Raw genomic sequence first — 16,324 nt, forward strand, 5'->3', positions numbered from 1 at the left:
GCCATTTTTTCTAAAAAAACACGCTGATCGTGCGGTCTTTTTTAACAAAAGAAGGCGCACGATCAACGTGTAGCCATCAGCCTCTAGGAACAGACAGACTGCTGATGATATTGTATTTGCGTTTCAAGTAGTACTTCGCTGCTAATGCCACTGCCCCGATCAAGGCTTCAATCACAGGATCCACTTGTGGATTCAATGGTGGTTGGATCATCGCAGAAAGCGAGATCACAACGATCCATAGCATGAAGGCTGCGACTAAAATCAAAATGATCTTCCACATCTTCGGCCGTTTGCTCTTATCAGCACCCGGGCGTTCATATTGATACATGTATTTGTACATCAAGTAGAAGACCCAACCAGCAAGCATCGCCATCAAGAAGAGGGTCAATAAGCCATAAGGTTGTGCTTGTCCTCTAGTAAAGATTCCCATAACCCCTAACATCAACCCAAAAATCCCTAAAATCAGCAAGGTGTTATCCAACCACATCAAGAAGGGGCCGGATTCTTTTTGCTCAACGGGTTTGTTGATGATGGCTTCGGTACGTTCAGACACTGTACCAAATAATTGGCGGGCCGTTTTGCCGCCTTTTTGTTCTTTGACTAAGACCGGCAGCATCTCATGCAAGGCAATCGTTTTTTCTTCTTCAGAAAGGTTGGCTGCCTCTAGCGATTTTTTTAAATCAAATATATATTGTTGGTTTCGTTTTGTTAATTGTTGTTCTAATTCACGATTTTCGGAAACATAATTTCGCAGAGTTTCTGGTTCCATGAATTGATTCTCCCTTCTGCGTTTTCTTCACAATGGACATTTTACCACAAATTCACTGGGAAGAAAGCCCTTTATACGTTAAAACGGAACAACATCACGTCGCCATCTTGCACGACATAATCTTTTCCTTCCAAACGTACCCGACCGGCTTCTTTGGCCGCTTGCATCGTGCCGTATTGGTTCAGATCTTCAAAGGAAACAGTTTCCGCACGAATAAAGCCGCGCTCAAAGTCCGTATGGATGATCCCCGCTGCTTGCGGTGCTTTGATGCCTTTACGGAACGTCCACGCACGCACTTCTTGTTCACCAGCGGTAAAGTACGTTGCTAGACCCAGCAAATCATAGGCGGCACGAATCAATTGATCCAACCCTGATTCTTCAATTCCTAATGCTTCTAAAAACTCTGCTTTGTCTTCTTCTTCCAGCTCAGCGATCTCTTCTTCAGCACGAGCACTGATGACGATCACTTCCGCATTTTCGCTTGCTGCAAATTCTTTCACTTTGTTGACATAGTCATTGGTTTCATAGTCTGCCACGTCTTCTTCTGCTACGTTGGCAACGTATAAGACTGGTTTGGTCGTTAGTAAAAACAAACTTTTGACGATGCGCTGTTCTTCATCTGTAAATTCGATCGAACGAGCAGAGATCCCTTCTTCTAAGACCGGTTTGATCTTATCAAGAACGGCCAGTTCCGCAACTGCATCTTTGTCTTTGGTTTTGGCAATTTTTGCGACCCGAGTATAGCGCTTGTTGACGGATTCTAAATCTGCTAAAACCAACTCCAAATTGATGGTGTCGATATCAGCTAATGGGTCCACGCGGCCTTCTACGTGGGTGATGTTGTCATCGTCGAAACAACGAACGACATGACAGATCGCATCCACTTGGCGGATATGGCTCAAAAATTGGTTTCCTAATCCTTCCCCTTTGCTGGCACCGCGGACGATTCCGGCAATATCCGTAAATTCAAAGGTGGTTGGGACCGTCTTTTTCGGACGGACTAATTCTGTTAAACGCTGTAAGCGCCAATCTGGCACTTCCACCATTCCTACATTCGGATCGATCGTCGCAAACGGGTAGTTTGCGGCTTCTGCTCCTGCTTTGGTTATTGCATTAAATAAAGTAGATTTGCCCACATTTGGCAATCCAACGATTCCGGCAGTTAACGCCATGCTTCACTTCACTCTTTCTCTTTTTTTTCTAGGATTTTCTTCATCTTTTTATCAAATTCTCGGCGCGTCATCATGACGATGTGGCCGCAATTCGTACACTTTATTTTGATGTCTGCCCCCATGCGGATGATTTCCCAACGATTGGCTTTGCAGGCATGCGGTTTTTTCATTTCGACAATATCCCCAAGATCATACATCTTTATCACCTCAAGCTTCATCAAATTGAATGTTCAACAAATCTAAAATACGGGTTAAATCTTTTTGTGACAGGTATTCGATCTCGATTTTTCCTTTGCCTTCTTTTTCGCGGATCTCGACATTCGTGCCGAATTTATCCATTAACCGTTCTTCGCTTTCTCGTAAATAGTACGGTTTTTCTCGAATCAGACGCGGCACTTTTTTCTTTTCGTTTTTCGTGTCGTTCATCTCAGCGACCATTTGTTCTAATTGGCGGACTGTCAGATTTTCTTTGACACAACGATTGGCTAATTTTAAGATCTGTTCTTTGTTTTTCAAGCCTAATAATGTCCGAGCTTGCCCCATAGACAAACGGTCATCTTGAACCATTTCTTTGACGAGTTTCGGCAAGGACAGTAACCGCAAATAATTGGCGATATACGGGCGGCTTTTCCCTAAACGTTCAGCGACTTGTGCTTGGGTCAATTTCAAGTTCTTCATCAGCATGTCATAGGCTTCTGCTTCTTCTAAAGGATTTAAATCTTCCCGCTGCAAGTTTTCTAAAACGGCGACTTGCATCATCGCTTCTTCATCAAAATTGCGGATGATGGCGGGGATCGTTTCCTTGCCAGCTAATTTGGACGCTCGAAACCGGCGTTCACCAGCAATGATCTCATAGCCTTTGACAGATGATTGCCGCACGATGATCGGTTGAAAGACCCCCGAATGTTGGATCGAATTGGCTAGTTCTTGTAATGAAAGCTCATCAAAGGTTTTTCGCGGTTGATAAGGGTTGGGTCTTAATTCGTTTAAAGGCAGTTCAACGACTTTTTCTGTCTTGATATCGACTTCTTCTAACCCTTGCAGGTCTTGAAACAACGCATCGATCCCACGCCCTAATCCTTTCCCTTTATTCTTCACGGGCTAACACTTCCTTTGCTAACGTCTGATAGACTTCGGCTCCTTTTGAGCGTGGATCATAATCAATGATCGACAATCCATGACTAGGTGCTTCAGACAACCGGATATTCCGTGGAATAATGGTTTCATACACTTTTTCTTGGAAATAGCGGCGGACTTCTTCCACGACTTCCGCGCCTAAGTTCGTGCGGGCATCATACATCGTCAGTAAGACCCCTTCGATCTCTAACTCAGGGTTAAAATGTTTTTGTACTAAACGCACGGTATTCAATAGTTGGCTCAGCCCTTCTAATGCATAGTACTCACATTGGACTGGGATCAAAATCGAATCACTGGCGGTAAAGGCATTGATCGTCAAATGACCTAAAGATGGCGGGCAATCGATAAAGATATAATCGTATTGTTCTTTGATTTCATTCAAAGCCGATTTCAATCGAGATTCCCGTGCCATCATGGAGGTCAATTCAATTTCCGCACCAGCTAATTGGATCGTCGCTGGAACGATATCCAAGTTTTCTCGGCTGCTAGGTAAAATCGCTTCAACGATCGGTGTTTCATTGACTAATACATCATAGATGTCTTGTTCCACATCTGGTTTGCGAATGCCGACACCGCTTGTGGCGTTGCCTTGGGCATCAATATCTACGAGTAACACTTTTTTGCCGACAAATGCTAAGGACGCACCTAGGTTCACCGTTGTGGTGGTTTTGCCTACGCCGCCTTTTTGGTTTGCAACAGAAATAATACGGGCCATTGATTTTCCTCCTATTTAATTGGTTGTTTCGCTGGCATTCCCGGTTTGCGGGGGTATTTCTTTGGCGTTTCTTTTTTCTTTTGAATGATCAAAAGATGGCGTTCATCGCCGCTGACCGGTAAGGTAAAGCTTTTTTCTTCAATAAATTTGCCGCCTAAGAGTGAGATCGCTGGTTTGGCTTCAACCAGTTCTTCCTCGCTTTTGGCAGCTTTGAGCGCATAAAAATAGCCTGCTTTTTTCACCAATGGCACACAGAGTTCCGTTAACACATTCAAACGGGCAACCGCACGAGCGGTCACATAATCGAATTGCCCACGAAATTGCGGTTTTTGACCAAATGTTTCTGCACGGTCATGGTACAAGTGGACATTTTCCAATTGTAGATCCGTCACAAGAGTTTGTAAAAAGGTGATGCGCTTATTTAAAGAGTCGACGATCGTCACTTCTAATTCAGGAAACACGATTTTTAGTGGAATACTTGGAAAGCCAGCACCTGAACCGACATCGCACAAATGACTTTGCGGGTCAAAGGCGGTTTCAAAAGCTAAGGAAACAGAATCGTAGAAATGCTTTAAATACACTTCTGATTTTTCCGTAATTGCGGTTAGATTCATCTTCTGATTCCATTCGACCAAACGCTCGAAATAGACAACGAATTTTTCCATTTGTTCTTCGGTTAAAATGATCCCGTTTTTGCGTAATTCTTCATGAAATTCTTCAGGTAGCATAACGAATCCTTTCTATTTTGTGAAACAGAAAAATGTTTCACAGACTAGTTCCTACTTTAACGCAAAAAGCAATGTGATGCAATAGCCAGCGATTGCTTTCTAGGAGAATTTACCATTTTTTAACTGGGGCTTTAAGGTTGGTTTAAGGCATGGGAATTATACTCATTTCAATCCAAAAAACTTTTTTCATTTTTCCTTGACCAGCAAGGCTGCCAACCCTGCTGGTCAGCTTTTTTCTCAAAGAAACAAGCATTGATCTCAGGATCAATGCTTGTTTTTGTTTCATATGAAACTTTTTTATTTCACGCGAGGTTCGTTGTATTCTTCGATACGATCAGACGCGCGGGAAGCCGCATGTTTGGCTTTGTTGGTTTGACGTGAAGCAAAGTCGCCGGTTTTAGAAGCCGCTGACGTTACTTTGTCTTGAACCGTTTCTTGTTCCTCTTCGTATTCAGCGATTGTTTTCACATCCACAACGTTGATGTTGACTTCGATCACTTCTAATTGGGTCATTGTCGTTACTTCTTTTTGAATGACTTCTTTGACTTGTTCAGCGATTTCTGGGATATTGCGGTCGTATTCAACCACGATATCTAAATCAACGGCTACTTGTTTTTTCCCAACTTCAGTATTGATACCGGCAGTCACATTGTCTGTATTAACTAATTTTTCAGCAATATTAGAGAAGAAACCACCATCGACCGTCAACAGACCATCTACATTTTCTAATGCAATTCCGATAATTTTTTGGATCACTTTGTCATCATAGGTCAATGAACCATGAACGGGTGCATCCCCGGTTGGTCCTTCAAAATCGTTGTGGCCAGGTTTTGGCGGTGCTGGATGATGTCCGGCTGGATCTGGATTTCCTGGTGCTGGATGATCCCCTGGTTTTGGTCCATTTTGTTGTCCTGCTACTGCTTTTTCAGCATTTGGTACCACTGGATCAGGTGATTCAGTCATTGGAATCGCATTTTCATTGGCTTGATGATTGGTGTTGGGAACCACTGGATCTGGATGTGCACTGACATTTTTTTCATTGTTTAATTCGTTTTTATCGTTATTCATTAAAAATTCCTCCTATAAAATACGTTATTGTTGGTTAAAAAATTCGTCGATGATACCGGTACGTTGGAGATACAATCCTAGCGCAAAACCCAAACCTGTTAGGAGTAGAATCAGCAATGTTTTGAAAAAACCGATCGTTACAAACAACACAGCCAGAACAAGGCCGATTGCTCCAAAAATCAATGGGATTTTGTATTGTTGTAGTTCGTTCATCATAGCCCTCCTATTCTACTCGCGGGTTTTCCGGAGTCTCATTTTGTTCAAAATTCGCGTAATTGACTTCGACTTTGACTTTTTCACTTGAGCCAAGCACTCGTTGGACATCTTGTTGGATTTCCGCCATTAAGTTTTCGGTTTTGCCAACTAAGGCAGACGTCCGTTTCAAGCGGCCTTTGATTTTGATTAAAATTCGATTTTTGGTCGCCTTGACATGAACTTTTGGTCCTTCAACAAATTCTTTTTCATTTACTTTCGTACGTACAAGTCCTTCGATCGCTTTCTTATCGATCGTCAATGCGCCCTTATCCTCTTTCAAAACAAAGGTTGTTTTGGTTTTTGGATAAAACAGCACGACTAAGATCACGATCAAGAATACGGCGATTAAAACAACGGCTACCCAAAACATATATTGACGCATAAACAAGTTGTCAAAGAAATACGTGACGACATTGCCTCTGCTGTCCAAACCAAATGGCAGCTGCATGTAAGGATTACTCATTAAAACGATTGGTAATAAGACAGTGATAAAGATCAACGAAACGATGATTGATACGATTTTCCACCCTTTACTCATAGGACACCTCCTCCTTTTTCTCCGATTTTTTGATAAGCTTACAAGTTGATGGCTTCTCCGCCGGTAACACCATAAATCTGTGCTGTCACATAGCTAGCTTTATTGGAAGCTAAAAAGACATAGACGGGTGCCAGCTCAGCTGGTTGTCCAGCCCGCTCCAGTAATGCTTGCTGACCAAATTCAGGCAGCTTGTCTTGCGGTTGGCCATGATCTAACTGTAATGGTGTCCAGATTGGTCCTGGGGCTACCCCATTGACCCGAATCCCTTTTTCAGCAAATTGTTTCGCCAAGCTGACTGTAAAACTGGCGATCGCCGATTTGGTTGCCGCATAATCCATTAAATGGGCGCTTGGACTAAAGGCTTGGACAGAAGTCGTTGTCACGATCGCTCCCCCAGCCGGTAAGTGTGGCTCAGCTGCTTTCACTAATGCAAACATTGAGATAATGTTTACCATAAAGGTGTCTTTCACTTGTTCAATCGGTAATTCTGCAATCGATGGCCGCGTGATTTGCTGTGCTGCGTTCAATACTAATGTATCTAACCCACCTAATGCTGCTACCGCTTTGTCAACGATCTCTTGTGGTGCCGCTTCGTCTCGCAGGTCATAGGGTAGCAAAATCACTTTGCGTCCGGCTTCTTTGATGTACCCTGCAACTTCTTCGGCATCTTCTTCTTCTCCTGGGAAAAAGTGCAGGGCAATGTCTGCTCCTTCACGAGCGAAGGCAATCGCTGCTGCTCGTCCGATCCCAGAATCCCCACCGGTAATCAGTACCCGCCGGTTTTCTAACTGCTGACTTCCCTCATAAGAGTCTTCACCACAATCAGGTTTTGGTCGCATTTCTTCTTGTAAAGCAGGCGTATCTTGTTCCTGTTTGCTGTATTTACCCGTGTGATAAAGTTCCCGTGGATCAGTCAAAATAGGTTCACTCATTCTTACGTCCTCCTTTTCTCTATAATAAAATTCTAAACCATTCATTTTTTTTTGGGAAATATAACGCTTTGTTAACAAAAATAAATCCTCGTTTATTAGAAAATGAAAAAAGAAAGTGCCCTCATTTTTGTCCAGAAAGCAAATGATTTCACTTTTTTATAGAAGGGGGTAAACTAATGAGTAGTAACTGGTGGTACCTGTAAAAGGGAACCCCTAGGAAAATGACTTTGGATCAAGAAAAAGGAGGAACCAAACAATGCCTTGGAATGTCCGTGATTATCCTGCGTCAATGAAGAATCTAGACCCCTTAGTTCGTAAAAAAGCGATCGATATCGCCAATGCCCTGCTAGCCGATGGCTATTCCGACGATCGGGCGATCCCGATCGCCACGAGTCAAGCAGAAAAATGGTATGACAATGCAGATGAAGAGGAGAAGAAAGCTTTTCAGAAAGAGAAAAATCCGCAAAAAGATGATGCCCATCAAACCAATAAAAATGCGAAAAAATTAATGGATGCGGATGTTGAAGTTGTGTATGAAGAGGACCAATGGCAAGTCCGTTCCAAAGGAGCAAAACGTGCCAGTGATCATTTCGACAATAAAGCAGAGGCCATCGCCCGTGCCAAAGAAATTGCCGAAAATAAAGAATCCGTGGTGAACGTTTATAAAAAAGACGGCGACCATCAAAAGGATATTGATTTAGGAGAATAAAATTGGCCGCAGAAAAGTGGAAGGAGGTCTTACGTTTGTCGTTTTAACGGCGCGAAACGTTACCTTCTCTTTCGCTTTTTTGTTTCCTTTTACAGCTAGGTTTGGTTAAAACTAAAGCAACCGCTTCTTTAACGTTTCTCTTTAAAAGCAGCGGTTCGTTGTCAGAAACCTAAAAAACGAAGACCTTTTGAATGAACTATTACTTTTAAAATTTCTCGACATCCTAAAAAGTAAGCCTATGAAATGCTGATTTAGCAACAACTGTAAACCATCCGTTACCCCTGTAAACTAGCTTGTGCTTTCTTTAACTAAATAAACCTTGTATACTTGAATTATCAAAAGTACAAGGAGTGGTGTTTGTGAAAAAATTATTTTTTGTGCCGTTTATTTTTATTTGTTTCCTCTTTGCTCTCCCAGCTGCCGCCCAGACAGTGGAAGAACCAGAACTCGTTTATGACCTAGCATCAGATAGTCCCTATGAGCAGCTGATCACGGTAGATGAAGAAGGCAATGAGGTGATTTTGACCATTGAAAAATTGCCGTCATTCCGAGCAAATCTGGCAGCGGGAACGTATCGTGTGTCAAAAACATCCGCCGGTAATTGGACCGCTAGTTATAATGTAACGGTCAATAGCCGCAATCAATTTACAGGCACTTCGAATTTAAGTTTAGTTGCTCACAGAGGAAGTATCACTTCTAGTTCATTAACTCACACGTCCACCAAAGCCACCTGTACGTTTAAGCAAAAAGCAGGTATAATCACTACCAATGGGAGTGTCGTAACCACGATCTCAAATGGGAAGCTAGTTGTTAAATAGCAGATAGGAGCATACATTGGCTTTAGCAGAACAATTAAAAAGCTGTCGCGAGTCTTCGGGATTGTCGCAAACAGCAGTCGCAGAAAAATTACAGATTTCACGCCAGTCGATTTCGAAATGGGAAAATGGGCGCGGCTATCCAGATATTGAGAATTTGATTTTGTTGAGTGATCTCTATCAAGTCTCGATTGATGAGCTTTTACGTGAGAACGAAGCCTTAAAAGAGCGGATCGAAACCAACAATCAAGAAATCAGCGACAAGAAAGAAAAATTGTCGTTACTCCAAAGAACGATGGCAGCAGATAAAGATGAAAGTCTGCTCTTGCTACTGTTAGCTGGAATCGGCTCATTTCTCTTTCCATTAGGTTTGATTTTAGATGGCTTTGTCTTATGGCGTAACAAAAAGGCCAATAATTTTTATGTATTGATCTATATCGTCTGTGCCTTCTCGATTTTCTTGAATTTGTACGATGGCTATGTCCATCTCAGCAACATCATGAATTGGGGAACCACTACGATTGAAAAAGTTGAATAATTCAATTGCTAACACAAAAAGCCCGCTGCGAATTGTTTTCGCAGCGGGCTTTTGACACTCTATTTACCATTTATAAATTGGTTTTTCAAAGAATATTAACCGTCTTTAGTTAACCTTTGCAATCTTCCCTTGTTCGATATACACCATCAAAATACTAATATCAGCTGGGTTTACTCCGCTGATACGGCTCGCTTGGGCGATGGTTTCGGGTTGGATTTTTTGCAGTTTTTGTTTGGCTTCTGTTGCCAAGCCATTGATAGCGGCATAGTCGATGTTTTCAGGAATACGTTTGGCTTCCATCCGTTTGAGTTTCTCCACTTTTTCGAGGGCTTTTTTAATATAACCTTCGTATTTGATTTGAATCTCGACTTGTTCAATCTCTTTTGGCTTCAATGCTTCATTGGCTTCGATAAATTGCAGCATTTCGGCATACGTCACTTCAGGCCGACGCAAGAATTCATTTGCTAAAACGCCATCTTTCAAGGTGGCCGTCCCTTTGGCAGTCAAATACGCTTGTACTTCTGGCGTTGGTTTGATGCGGATTTTGGATAAACGTTTGATTTCTGCTTCAACAGCTTCTTTTTTCGCTACATACGCTTCGTATTGTGCTTCTGGGACAAGCCCAATTTGATGTCCCACTTCGGTCAAACGCAGATCGGCATTATCATGACGCAGCAATAAGCGGTATTCGGCACGAGAGGTCAATAAACGGTATGGTTCATTGGTTCCTTTAGTCACCAAATCATCGATCATCACACCGATATAACCGTCGCTGCGTTTCATAATGAAGGGTTCTTTGCCTTGAATTTTCAAAGCGGCATTGATGCCGGCGATCAAGCCTTGACCGGCCGCTTCTTCATAGCCGCTGGTTCCGTTGGTTTGTCCTGCCGTAAAGAGGTTTTCGATGACTTTGGTTTCTAATGTTGGACGCAATTGATGAGGTACCACGACATCATATTCAATGGCGTAGCCCGTCCGCATCATTTCCGCTTTTTCTAAACCTGCGATGGAATGCAGCATTTGGACTTGGACGTCTTCTGGCATAGAAGTAGAAAGCCCTTGAACATACACTTCTTCGGTGTTCAACCCTTCTGGTTCCAAGAATAGTTGGTGACGAGATTTGTCTGCAAAACGCACGATTTTGTCTTCGATGGATGGGCAATAACGGGCACCTACTCCTTCGACGATCCCTGTAAACATCGGCGCCCGGTGTAAATTCTGGTTGATGATTTGGTGGGTCCCTTCGTTCGTATAGGTCAACCAGCAAGGTTCTTGGTTTTGATTGTAGGCTTCATCGGGTGTGCTATAACTAAAGTGATTCGGTTGTTCATCGCCAGGCTGGATCTCCGTTACCTCATAGTTGATGGTGCTGGATTTCACCCGCGGTGGTGTACCGGTTTTAAAACGAGCGATCTCTAGACCAAGCTCTTTCAAATGATCGGCTAGTCCAATCGATGGTTGCGAGTTGTTTGGACCAGAAGAATATTTCAACTCTCCAATGATGATCTCTCCTCGCAACGCTGTTCCTGCAGTGATCACTACAGCTTGGGCTTGGTAACGAGCGCCTGTAGAGGTCACGACGCCACGACATTCGCCTTCTTCAACGATCAGCTTTTCAACGATTCCTTGGCGCAGTGTCAAATTGGCTTCTTTTTCGATCGTTCGTTTCATTTCAGCCGCATAGGCATGTTTATCGGCTTGCGCTCGCAAGGCCCGCACAGCGGGACCTTTTCCTGTATTGAGCATCCGCATTTGGATGTAGGTTTTGTCGATATTTTTGCCCATTTCTCCGCCTAAAGCATCGATTTCGCGCACCACGACACCTTTCGCGGGTCCGCCGACGGAGGGATTGCAAGGCATGAATGCGACCATGTCTAAGTTGATAGTCAGCAAGAGGGTTTTTGCCCCCATGCGGCTAGCTGCCAAGGCAGCTTCTGATCCGGCATGGCCGGCCCCAACAACGATCACGTCATAACTTTCTGCTTGATATTCTTGCATGGTGTTCTCCTTTTTACGCCAGTGGCGCATTCTTTATTTTCCTAAACAAAACTGACTAAATAATTGGGTGATCAACTCATCTTGGACACTATCGCCGACAACTTCTCCTAGATAGTCCCAGCAGCGTGTCATATCGATTTGAACCAAGTCAACAGGCATTCCTGCTTCAATCCCTTGGATGACCTCAGACAACGACTGAACGGCATTTTCTAATAAGGCAATGTGGCGGGTGTTAGAAAGATAGGAAGCATCCTTATCAGTGGTCTTCCCCCCAAAGAATAGATCGGCAATGGCTTGTTCCAGTTGGTCTAAGCCTTCACTCGTCAACACAGAGACAGAAAAAATCGGTTCATCTGCTGCGTACTGTGCTAACTCAGCGGGTGCTAATTTTGGCTCAAGGTCGGTCTTATTCAATAAGATGATCCGACGGCTGCCAGCAGTCAGCTCCAGCAATTGTTTGTCTTCCTGGGTCAAGCCTTCGCTTTGGTTGAGAACCAGCAAAATCAACTCCGCTTCTGCCAGTGCTTTGCGGCTGCGTTCGACCCCGATTTTCTCAACGACATCTTCTGTTTCGCGGATACCAGCCGTATCGATCAGTTTCAACGGTACCCCGCGAACATTGACATACTCTTCAATGACATCTCGAGTCGTACCAGCAATGTCTGTCACGATGGCTTTTTCTTCCCTTAATAAATGGTTCAATAAGCTGGATTTGCCGACATTCGGCCGGCCGATGATCGCAGTACTCAGACCTTCTCGCAAAATTTTTCCTTGTTGGGCTGTTGCTAATAAGGCTTGGATCTGCCCTTTGACCATCGTGGCTTTTTCTAGCAATAAGCGGGTCGTCAATTCTTCCACATCATCGTATTCAGGGTAATCGATATTCACTTCAACTTGCGCCAGCGTCTCTAAAATCTCTTGGCGTAAAGTCCGAATCAAGTGGGAAAGATTGCCATCCAACTGATTGACGGCGAGGTTCATCGCTTTATCGGTCTTGGCACGAATCAGATCCATCACCGCCTCGGCTTGAGAAAGGTCGACACGTCCATTCAAAAAGGCCCGCTTCGTGAATTCCCCCGGCTCAGCCAGCCGTGCCCCTTGGCGTAAAACCAGCTGCAAGAGTTGATTGACGACCACGATCCCGCCATGACAGTTGATCTCAACGACATCTTCTCGGGTAAAGGTCCGTGGCTTTTTCATCACTGAAAGCATCACTTCATCCATCAAACGACTTTCCTCTGGATCCACGATATGACCATAATGGATCGTATGACTTGGAACTTGGGCGAGGGTTTTATTGCCTGCTTGAAAAATCCGATCCGCAATTGCGATCGCTTCTTCCCCGCTTAATCGCACAATACTGATGGCTCCTTCGCCGGGCGGGGTGGAAATTGCGGCAATCGTATCAAATTCTTGCGTAATATTCGCCATGTTGCATACTCCTCCTATTTTTTCACATAAAAAAAGTGCCCACTCCACCCGTCAAATTGATTGAAAATCAATAAAAACGAGTAGACTTAGCACTTTGACTGCTTGTCAATTAAATTCTGGAAATAGATTAGCACATTTTGGCGCCAGTCGCAAGCTTCCTTGAAAAACTTTTAAATTTTGCATCTGTCCGCAAAAACCTTTAAAATAAAAGCAAAGAATAAGAAAAGAGTGATCTATTATGGAAACCATCAAATCATCAAACAGTGCTGCCCGCATTAAGGAAATCATTTTATCGACAGGAAACGTGAATCGGCCTTATGTCGTGCGGGATATCGTCTTTGCGGCAGACAAAATCGAAGTAGATCTATTTGATACATCTGTGAACTTGAACGATCTGTTGGCAGACGTGACTTATCGCTTAAAAGAAACAGCCCACAGCTATGGCGCGAACGCGGTGATCAACTGTCATTTCGAACACGATCGCATCGTCGAAGGCGACAAAACCTATCTTGAGATCTTTGCCTATGGTACGGTGGTTCAATTTACTCAATCAACGATCGGCGGTTAATTGCCTCTATCATCAAAAAAAATACAAAAAAGAGTCCGCGGCATACGGACTCTTTTTTGATACCAAAGGCTGACCTACGTAACGTATGTTGACTTTGATAAGAATGATTTCTAGTCAAGGATACTTGGTTTTAAATTTGTTGTCAATTGCTTTTTCCCATCAAAAAAGGGAAAGGCTTGTCAGAGCGCCTTTCCCTTTTTTCATTAAATTCGTTTGTCCGCAGGTTCCACTACTAAGTAGCGATACGGTTCATCCCCTTCAGAATGAGTTTGAACATACGCATCTTTACTCAATACGGAATGGATCTGCTTTCTTTCAAACGCCGGCATCGGCTCTAAAAAGACCGGGCGGCCTGTTCGTTTGACTTTTTCAGCAGTACGACTGGCCAAACGTTCTAAGATCGCTTGACGTTTTTCACGGTAATCCCCGACATTCACAACGATCGATAATTTGTTTTTCGCGATGCGGTGAATGTAAACTTGCGCCAAATATTGCAGTGCATTCAAGGTTTTGCCGTGCTTCCCAATTAAAATACCTTGTTTTTGCGTTTCTAAATGAAAGACGATCACGCCGTCTTGACGAGCGGTTTTTACTAAGGCAGGTGCATTCAATGCTTTTGAAATATTTGTCAGATAGAGTCCCAACTGAGCTAGTGCTTCCTCATCGGAAAGATCCGTCAGCAAAACAGGTTCGCTCGCGGCCGCCTCCATCACACTGCTTGCATCCTCTGTCGTCACAGGATCTGGTTCTACCAGCGGTTTTGCTGGTACTTCTTCAACGGGTGCCGGTTCTTCAACGATTCTTTTTTCAATGGAGACCCGTGCTTGTTTTTTTCCTAGCCCCAAGAAGCCTTTTTTTCCTTCATCCAGGACTTCGATTACTGCTTGATCTTTGGTAATACCAAGGACTTGCAATCCCTCTTGAATTGCTTCAGCTACTGTCAGATTTTCATAAATCGGCATTGCAGTGCAACCTCCTCTTATTTTTTCCGTTTCTTTTTAGGACTCATTGCTTTTTTCAGCGCACGTTCACGCTCGCGTTCTTTGCGGGCGGCTTCTTCTCTTTCTTGGCGAATCTTGAATGGGTTATTTAGAATCAACGTTTGCACAACTTGGAATGCATTGGAAACGACCCAGTACAAGGAAAGTCCGCTGGCAATGTTGATCCCCATCAGCAAGATCATCATCGGCATAGCGAAATTCATGATTTTCAGACTCGCATTTGATTCCACTTGGCTCATACTTGATAAATAGGTACTTGCAAAAGTAAAGAGCGCCGCTAAAATCGGCAAGATGAAGTATGGGTCACGATCACCCAGCTGCAGCCATAAGAATTTTCCTTCTTGCAAAGCAGGAACCCGTGAGATCGATTGCCACAAGGCCATCAAAATCGGCATTTGTACCAATAATGGCAGACAGCCGGCATAGGGATTGACATTGTTTTCCGCATACAAACGTTGTGTTTCTTCTTTTAACTTGCTTTGTGTTTCTGTATCTTTTGACGCATATTGCTGCTGCAGCGCTTTTAGCTTTGGTTGTAATTCTTGCGTTTTGCGCATGCTTTTGGTTTGGAAGTGCATCAACGGCATCAAAATGACCCGAATGATCAATGTAAAGAGGATGATCCCGATCCCGGCATTGCCGAAGGAGAGGGCTTTGATCGCCTCTGCAAAATAATAAACGATGTAACGATCCCACAGACCAGTACTTTGTGCATTTACTTCACCTGTTGCACCGCAGGCAGATAAGACAACTACTAATGAGAGAACTCCCAAAAATAGTAAGACGCGTTTCCCTTTTTTCACGTAACTAATTCCTTTCCATTAATGAATAATTTTGGCAAGCTTTAAAACATGCTCTAAATTCGAGTAGATTTCCTTTGAGGAACAAGTGGCGATACTTGGACGAGCGATCACGATGAAATCGACCGCTGGTTCGATCCGCGGCTTCATTTCCGTTAAACTCGCACGGATCTTGCGCTTGATCTCATTTCGCTTCACTGCATTACCGACTTTTTTCCCTACAGATAAACCAACTCGAAAATGTGATTGCTCTTTAGGTAAGACATACACCACGAACTTCCGATTTGCAAAAGAATTTCCTGCCTGAAAAACTTTTTGAAAATCTTGCTCTGTTTTTACTCGATAGGATTTTCTCATCTTCGGTTCCTTCACTTCTTTCAATTAAGCTTCGCGAAACGGATTGAATCCGTAACCACTCACCTGTCAATAATACCATATTTGCCAAAAGTCAGACACTATATTCCGCAAAAACGGCATAAAAAAAAACCACTGGCATTCAGTGGCTTACGCAGAAATAACCTTTCTGCCTTTACGACGACGGCTAGCTAAAACACGACGTCCATTTTTTGTACTCATACGTTTACGGAATCCGTGAACTTTTTGACGTTTACGTTTATTTGGTTGATACGTTCTTTTCATTTATTTCCACCTCCATCAGGATAATGCTTATGCGCACAGACATACTTTGATAGTATAACGAGTCAAGTACTAGTTTGTCAATAAGAAGTTTGCTCAAAATCGGGCATTCTTTATCCACAATCCCCTTGATTTGTGTGGGTTTGCTGTTTATAGCCAATTTTTGTGGATAACTTTTTCCCCAGAGTTATTTTGGCTTTTTCCACAAACAAACAGCCTGTAGAAAAGTTTTCCACAATCGTTTTCCAAGCTGTTGATAACTGCCCTAAAACCTAGTATTATCAAGGCATGATCTTCACATTGATCTGTGGATAAAGGAGATTTTTTTATAGTTATGCACATTCTTTTTCTGCCTGTGGATAGTCGAATTTCGAACATGTGCATTTCCTTTTTTCATTTATCCCGTTTTGTGGAAAAGTATTTTTTTCTAACCTTTTTTATCGTAATCTGTGGAAAACTTTTTCAATCCGTGCTATTTTAGTTATATCTATTCTTAGTTATAGGAGGACAATTT

20 protein-coding genes are annotated in these 16,324 nt (G+C 43.2%); 4 read left to right on the forward strand and 16 right to left on the reverse strand.

All coding sequences use genetic code 11. The features are described 5' to 3' along the window. Positions 1 to 76 precede the first annotated feature (76 nt). The 10 genes from IGI78_RS16385 to IGI78_RS16430 all read right to left on the reverse strand — a co-directional run bounded on the left by IGI78_RS16385 (position 77) and on the right by IGI78_RS16430 (position 7,314). Complete coding sequence (locus IGI78_RS16385; protein ID WP_005226251.1) at positions 77 to 769, reverse strand: DUF1129 domain-containing protein; 693 nt, start codon at positions 767 to 769, stop codon at positions 77 to 79. Positions 770 to 840: 71 nt separating this feature from the next. Further along, complete coding sequence (gene ychF, locus IGI78_RS16390; RefSeq protein WP_005226252.1) at positions 841 to 1,941, reverse strand: redox-regulated ATPase YchF; 1,101 nt, start codon at positions 1,939 to 1,941, stop codon at positions 841 to 843. A gap of 8 nt (positions 1,942 to 1,949) precedes the next feature. Beyond that, positions 1,950 to 2,138 carry a DUF951 domain-containing protein gene (locus tag IGI78_RS16395; RefSeq protein ID WP_005226253.1) on the reverse strand — a complete coding sequence of 63 codons (189 nt, stop codon included), beginning with the start codon at positions 2,136 to 2,138 and terminating at the stop codon, positions 1,950 to 1,952. 10 nt (positions 2,139 to 2,148) lie between these two features. After that, positions 2,149 to 3,039 carry a ParB/RepB/Spo0J family partition protein gene (locus tag IGI78_RS16400; protein WP_005226254.1) on the reverse strand — a complete coding sequence of 297 codons (891 nt, stop codon included), beginning with the start codon at positions 3,037 to 3,039 and terminating at the stop codon, positions 2,149 to 2,151. Further along, positions 3,029 to 3,793, reverse strand: coding sequence for a ParA family protein (locus tag IGI78_RS16405; RefSeq protein ID WP_005226255.1), 765 nt, complete (start codon positions 3,791 to 3,793; stop codon positions 3,029 to 3,031). The genes IGI78_RS16400 and IGI78_RS16405 overlap by 11 nt, the downstream gene beginning before the upstream one ends. Positions 3,794 to 3,804: 11 nt before the next feature. Continuing rightward, positions 3,805 to 4,521 carry a 16S rRNA (guanine(527)-N(7))-methyltransferase RsmG gene (rsmG, locus tag IGI78_RS16410; RefSeq protein ID WP_140966363.1) on the reverse strand — a complete coding sequence of 239 codons (717 nt, stop codon included), beginning with the start codon at positions 4,519 to 4,521 and terminating at the stop codon, positions 3,805 to 3,807. Between the two features lie 297 nt (positions 4,522 to 4,818). After that, positions 4,819 to 5,589, reverse strand: a complete 771-nt coding sequence (locus IGI78_RS16415; protein WP_005232937.1) for an Asp23/Gls24 family envelope stress response protein — start codon at positions 5,587 to 5,589, stop codon at positions 4,819 to 4,821. 24 nt (positions 5,590 to 5,613) lie between these two features. After that, entirely contained in the window at positions 5,614 to 5,805 is a 192-nt protein-coding gene (locus tag IGI78_RS16420) for a DUF2273 domain-containing protein (RefSeq protein ID WP_005226258.1), read from the reverse strand. A 7-nt stretch (positions 5,806 to 5,812) separates the two neighbouring features. Then, complete coding sequence (gene amaP / locus IGI78_RS16425; protein WP_005232936.1) at positions 5,813 to 6,382, reverse strand: alkaline shock response membrane anchor protein AmaP; 570 nt, start codon at positions 6,380 to 6,382, stop codon at positions 5,813 to 5,815. Between the two features lie 38 nt (positions 6,383 to 6,420). Next, positions 6,421 to 7,314, reverse strand: a complete 894-nt coding sequence (locus tag IGI78_RS16430; RefSeq protein WP_008376956.1) for an SDR family oxidoreductase — start codon at positions 7,312 to 7,314, stop codon at positions 6,421 to 6,423. Between the two features lie 256 nt (positions 7,315 to 7,570). On the opposite strand from IGI78_RS16430, the gene IGI78_RS16435 reads away from it, so the two are divergent. The 3 genes from IGI78_RS16435 to IGI78_RS16445 all read left to right on the forward strand — a co-directional run bounded on the left by IGI78_RS16435 (position 7,571) and on the right by IGI78_RS16445 (position 9,376). After that, complete coding sequence (locus IGI78_RS16435; protein ID WP_016611678.1) at positions 7,571 to 8,023, forward strand: DUF2188 domain-containing protein; 453 nt, start codon at positions 7,571 to 7,573, stop codon at positions 8,021 to 8,023. A gap of 350 nt (positions 8,024 to 8,373) precedes the next feature. Next, complete coding sequence (locus IGI78_RS16440) at positions 8,374 to 8,841, forward strand: DUF5626 family protein (RefSeq protein ID WP_081117589.1); 468 nt, start codon at positions 8,374 to 8,376, stop codon at positions 8,839 to 8,841. A 16-nt stretch (positions 8,842 to 8,857) separates the two neighbouring features. Then, on the forward strand, positions 8,858 to 9,376 hold the full coding sequence (locus tag IGI78_RS16445) for a helix-turn-helix domain-containing protein (RefSeq protein ID WP_081117590.1): 519 nt from the start codon (positions 8,858 to 8,860) through the stop codon (positions 9,374 to 9,376). Positions 9,377 to 9,481: 105 nt separating this feature from the next. On the opposite strand, the gene mnmG is transcribed toward IGI78_RS16445, so the two are convergent. After that, positions 9,482 to 11,374, reverse strand: a complete 1,893-nt coding sequence (gene mnmG / locus IGI78_RS16450; RefSeq protein ID WP_008376950.1) for a tRNA uridine-5-carboxymethylaminomethyl(34) synthesis enzyme MnmG — start codon at positions 11,372 to 11,374, stop codon at positions 9,482 to 9,484. A 33-nt stretch (positions 11,375 to 11,407) separates the two neighbouring features. After that, positions 11,408 to 12,805 carry a tRNA uridine-5-carboxymethylaminomethyl(34) synthesis GTPase MnmE gene (gene mnmE, locus IGI78_RS16455; RefSeq protein WP_081117591.1) on the reverse strand — a complete coding sequence of 466 codons (1,398 nt, stop codon included), beginning with the start codon at positions 12,803 to 12,805 and terminating at the stop codon, positions 11,408 to 11,410. 238 nt (positions 12,806 to 13,043) lie between these two features. On the opposite strand from mnmE, the gene IGI78_RS16460 reads away from it, so the two are divergent. Then, the gene (locus IGI78_RS16460; RefSeq protein WP_005226284.1) at positions 13,044 to 13,373 is read left to right on the forward strand and encodes a heavy metal-binding domain-containing protein; all 330 of its coding nucleotides are present in this window, start codon (positions 13,044 to 13,046) and stop codon (positions 13,371 to 13,373) included. Between the two features lie 203 nt (positions 13,374 to 13,576). Here IGI78_RS16460 and jag read toward each other — a convergent pair whose 3' ends face one another. From jag to rpmH, 4 genes are all read right to left on the reverse strand, one after another. Next, positions 13,577 to 14,335 (reverse strand): RNA-binding cell elongation regulator Jag/EloR, encoded by a 759-nt coding sequence (gene jag / locus IGI78_RS16465; RefSeq protein ID WP_005232929.1) that lies wholly within the window; start codon positions 14,333 to 14,335, stop codon positions 13,577 to 13,579. A 17-nt stretch (positions 14,336 to 14,352) separates the two neighbouring features. Then, positions 14,353 to 15,177: a YidC/Oxa1 family membrane protein insertase gene (locus tag IGI78_RS16470; RefSeq protein ID WP_077453252.1), complete on the reverse strand. Its 825-nt coding sequence runs from the start codon at positions 15,175 to 15,177 to the stop codon at positions 14,353 to 14,355. Between the two features lie 18 nt (positions 15,178 to 15,195). Further along, on the reverse strand, positions 15,196 to 15,531 hold the full coding sequence (gene rnpA, locus IGI78_RS16475; protein ID WP_015510644.1) for a ribonuclease P protein component: 336 nt from the start codon (positions 15,529 to 15,531) through the stop codon (positions 15,196 to 15,198). Positions 15,532 to 15,678: 147 nt separating this feature from the next. Further along, positions 15,679 to 15,813, reverse strand: coding sequence for a 50S ribosomal protein L34 (rpmH, locus tag IGI78_RS16480; RefSeq protein WP_002356012.1), 135 nt, complete (start codon positions 15,811 to 15,813; stop codon positions 15,679 to 15,681). Positions 15,814 to 16,324 lie beyond the last annotated feature (511 nt).

This window comes from Enterococcus sp. DIV1767 (genome assembly GCF_050542585.1).
GTDB classification, from domain to species: Bacteria; Bacillota; Bacilli; order Lactobacillales; family Enterococcaceae; genus Enterococcus_D; species Enterococcus_D innesii.

What these genes read in the sequence shown, in the direction of transcription:
- IGI78_RS16395 (WP_005226253.1), bottom strand. Translation starts at nt 2,138, where the DNA reads ATGTATGATCTTGGGGATATTGTCGAAATGAAAAAACCGCATGCCTGC.
- mnmG (WP_008376950.1), bottom strand. Translation starts at nt 11,374, where the DNA reads ATGCAAGAATATCAAGCAGAAAGTTATGACGTGATCGTTGTTGGGGCC.
- IGI78_RS16405 (WP_005226255.1), bottom strand. Translation starts at nt 3,793, where the DNA reads ATGGCCCGTATTATTTCTGTTGCAAACCAAAAAGGCGGCGTAGGCAAA.
- ychF (WP_005226252.1), bottom strand. Translation starts at nt 1,941, where the DNA reads ATGGCGTTAACTGCCGGAATCGTTGGATTGCCAAATGTGGGCAAATCT.
- amaP (WP_005232936.1), bottom strand. Translation starts at nt 6,382, where the DNA reads ATGAGTAAAGGGTGGAAAATCGTATCAATCATCGTTTCGTTGATCTTT.
- IGI78_RS16415 (WP_005232937.1), bottom strand. Translation starts at nt 5,589, where the DNA reads ATGAATAACGATAAAAACGAATTAAACAATGAAAAAAATGTCAGTGCA.
- IGI78_RS16460 (WP_005226284.1), top strand. Translation starts at nt 13,044, where the DNA reads ATGGAAACCATCAAATCATCAAACAGTGCTGCCCGCATTAAGGAAATC.
- IGI78_RS16420 (WP_005226258.1), bottom strand. Translation starts at nt 5,805, where the DNA reads ATGATGAACGAACTACAACAATACAAAATCCCATTGATTTTTGGAGCA.
- IGI78_RS16430 (WP_008376956.1), bottom strand. Translation starts at nt 7,314, where the DNA reads ATGAGTGAACCTATTTTGACTGATCCACGGGAACTTTATCACACGGGT.
- rnpA (WP_015510644.1), bottom strand. Translation starts at nt 15,531, where the DNA reads ATGAGAAAATCCTATCGAGTAAAAACAGAGCAAGATTTTCAAAAAGTT.
- IGI78_RS16385 (WP_005226251.1), bottom strand. Translation starts at nt 769, where the DNA reads ATGGAACCAGAAACTCTGCGAAATTATGTTTCCGAAAATCGTGAATTA.
- mnmE (WP_081117591.1), bottom strand. Translation starts at nt 12,805, where the DNA reads ATGGCGAATATTACGCAAGAATTTGATACGATTGCCGCAATTTCCACC.
- rsmG (WP_140966363.1), bottom strand. Translation starts at nt 4,521, where the DNA reads ATGCTACCTGAAGAATTTCATGAAGAATTACGCAAAAACGGGATCATT.
- jag (WP_005232929.1), bottom strand. Translation starts at nt 14,335, where the DNA reads ATGCCGATTTATGAAAATCTGACAGTAGCTGAAGCAATTCAAGAGGGA.
- rpmH (WP_002356012.1), bottom strand. Translation starts at nt 15,813, where the DNA reads ATGAAAAGAACGTATCAACCAAATAAACGTAAACGTCAAAAAGTTCAC.
- IGI78_RS16435 (WP_016611678.1), top strand. Translation starts at nt 7,571, where the DNA reads ATGCCTTGGAATGTCCGTGATTATCCTGCGTCAATGAAGAATCTAGAC.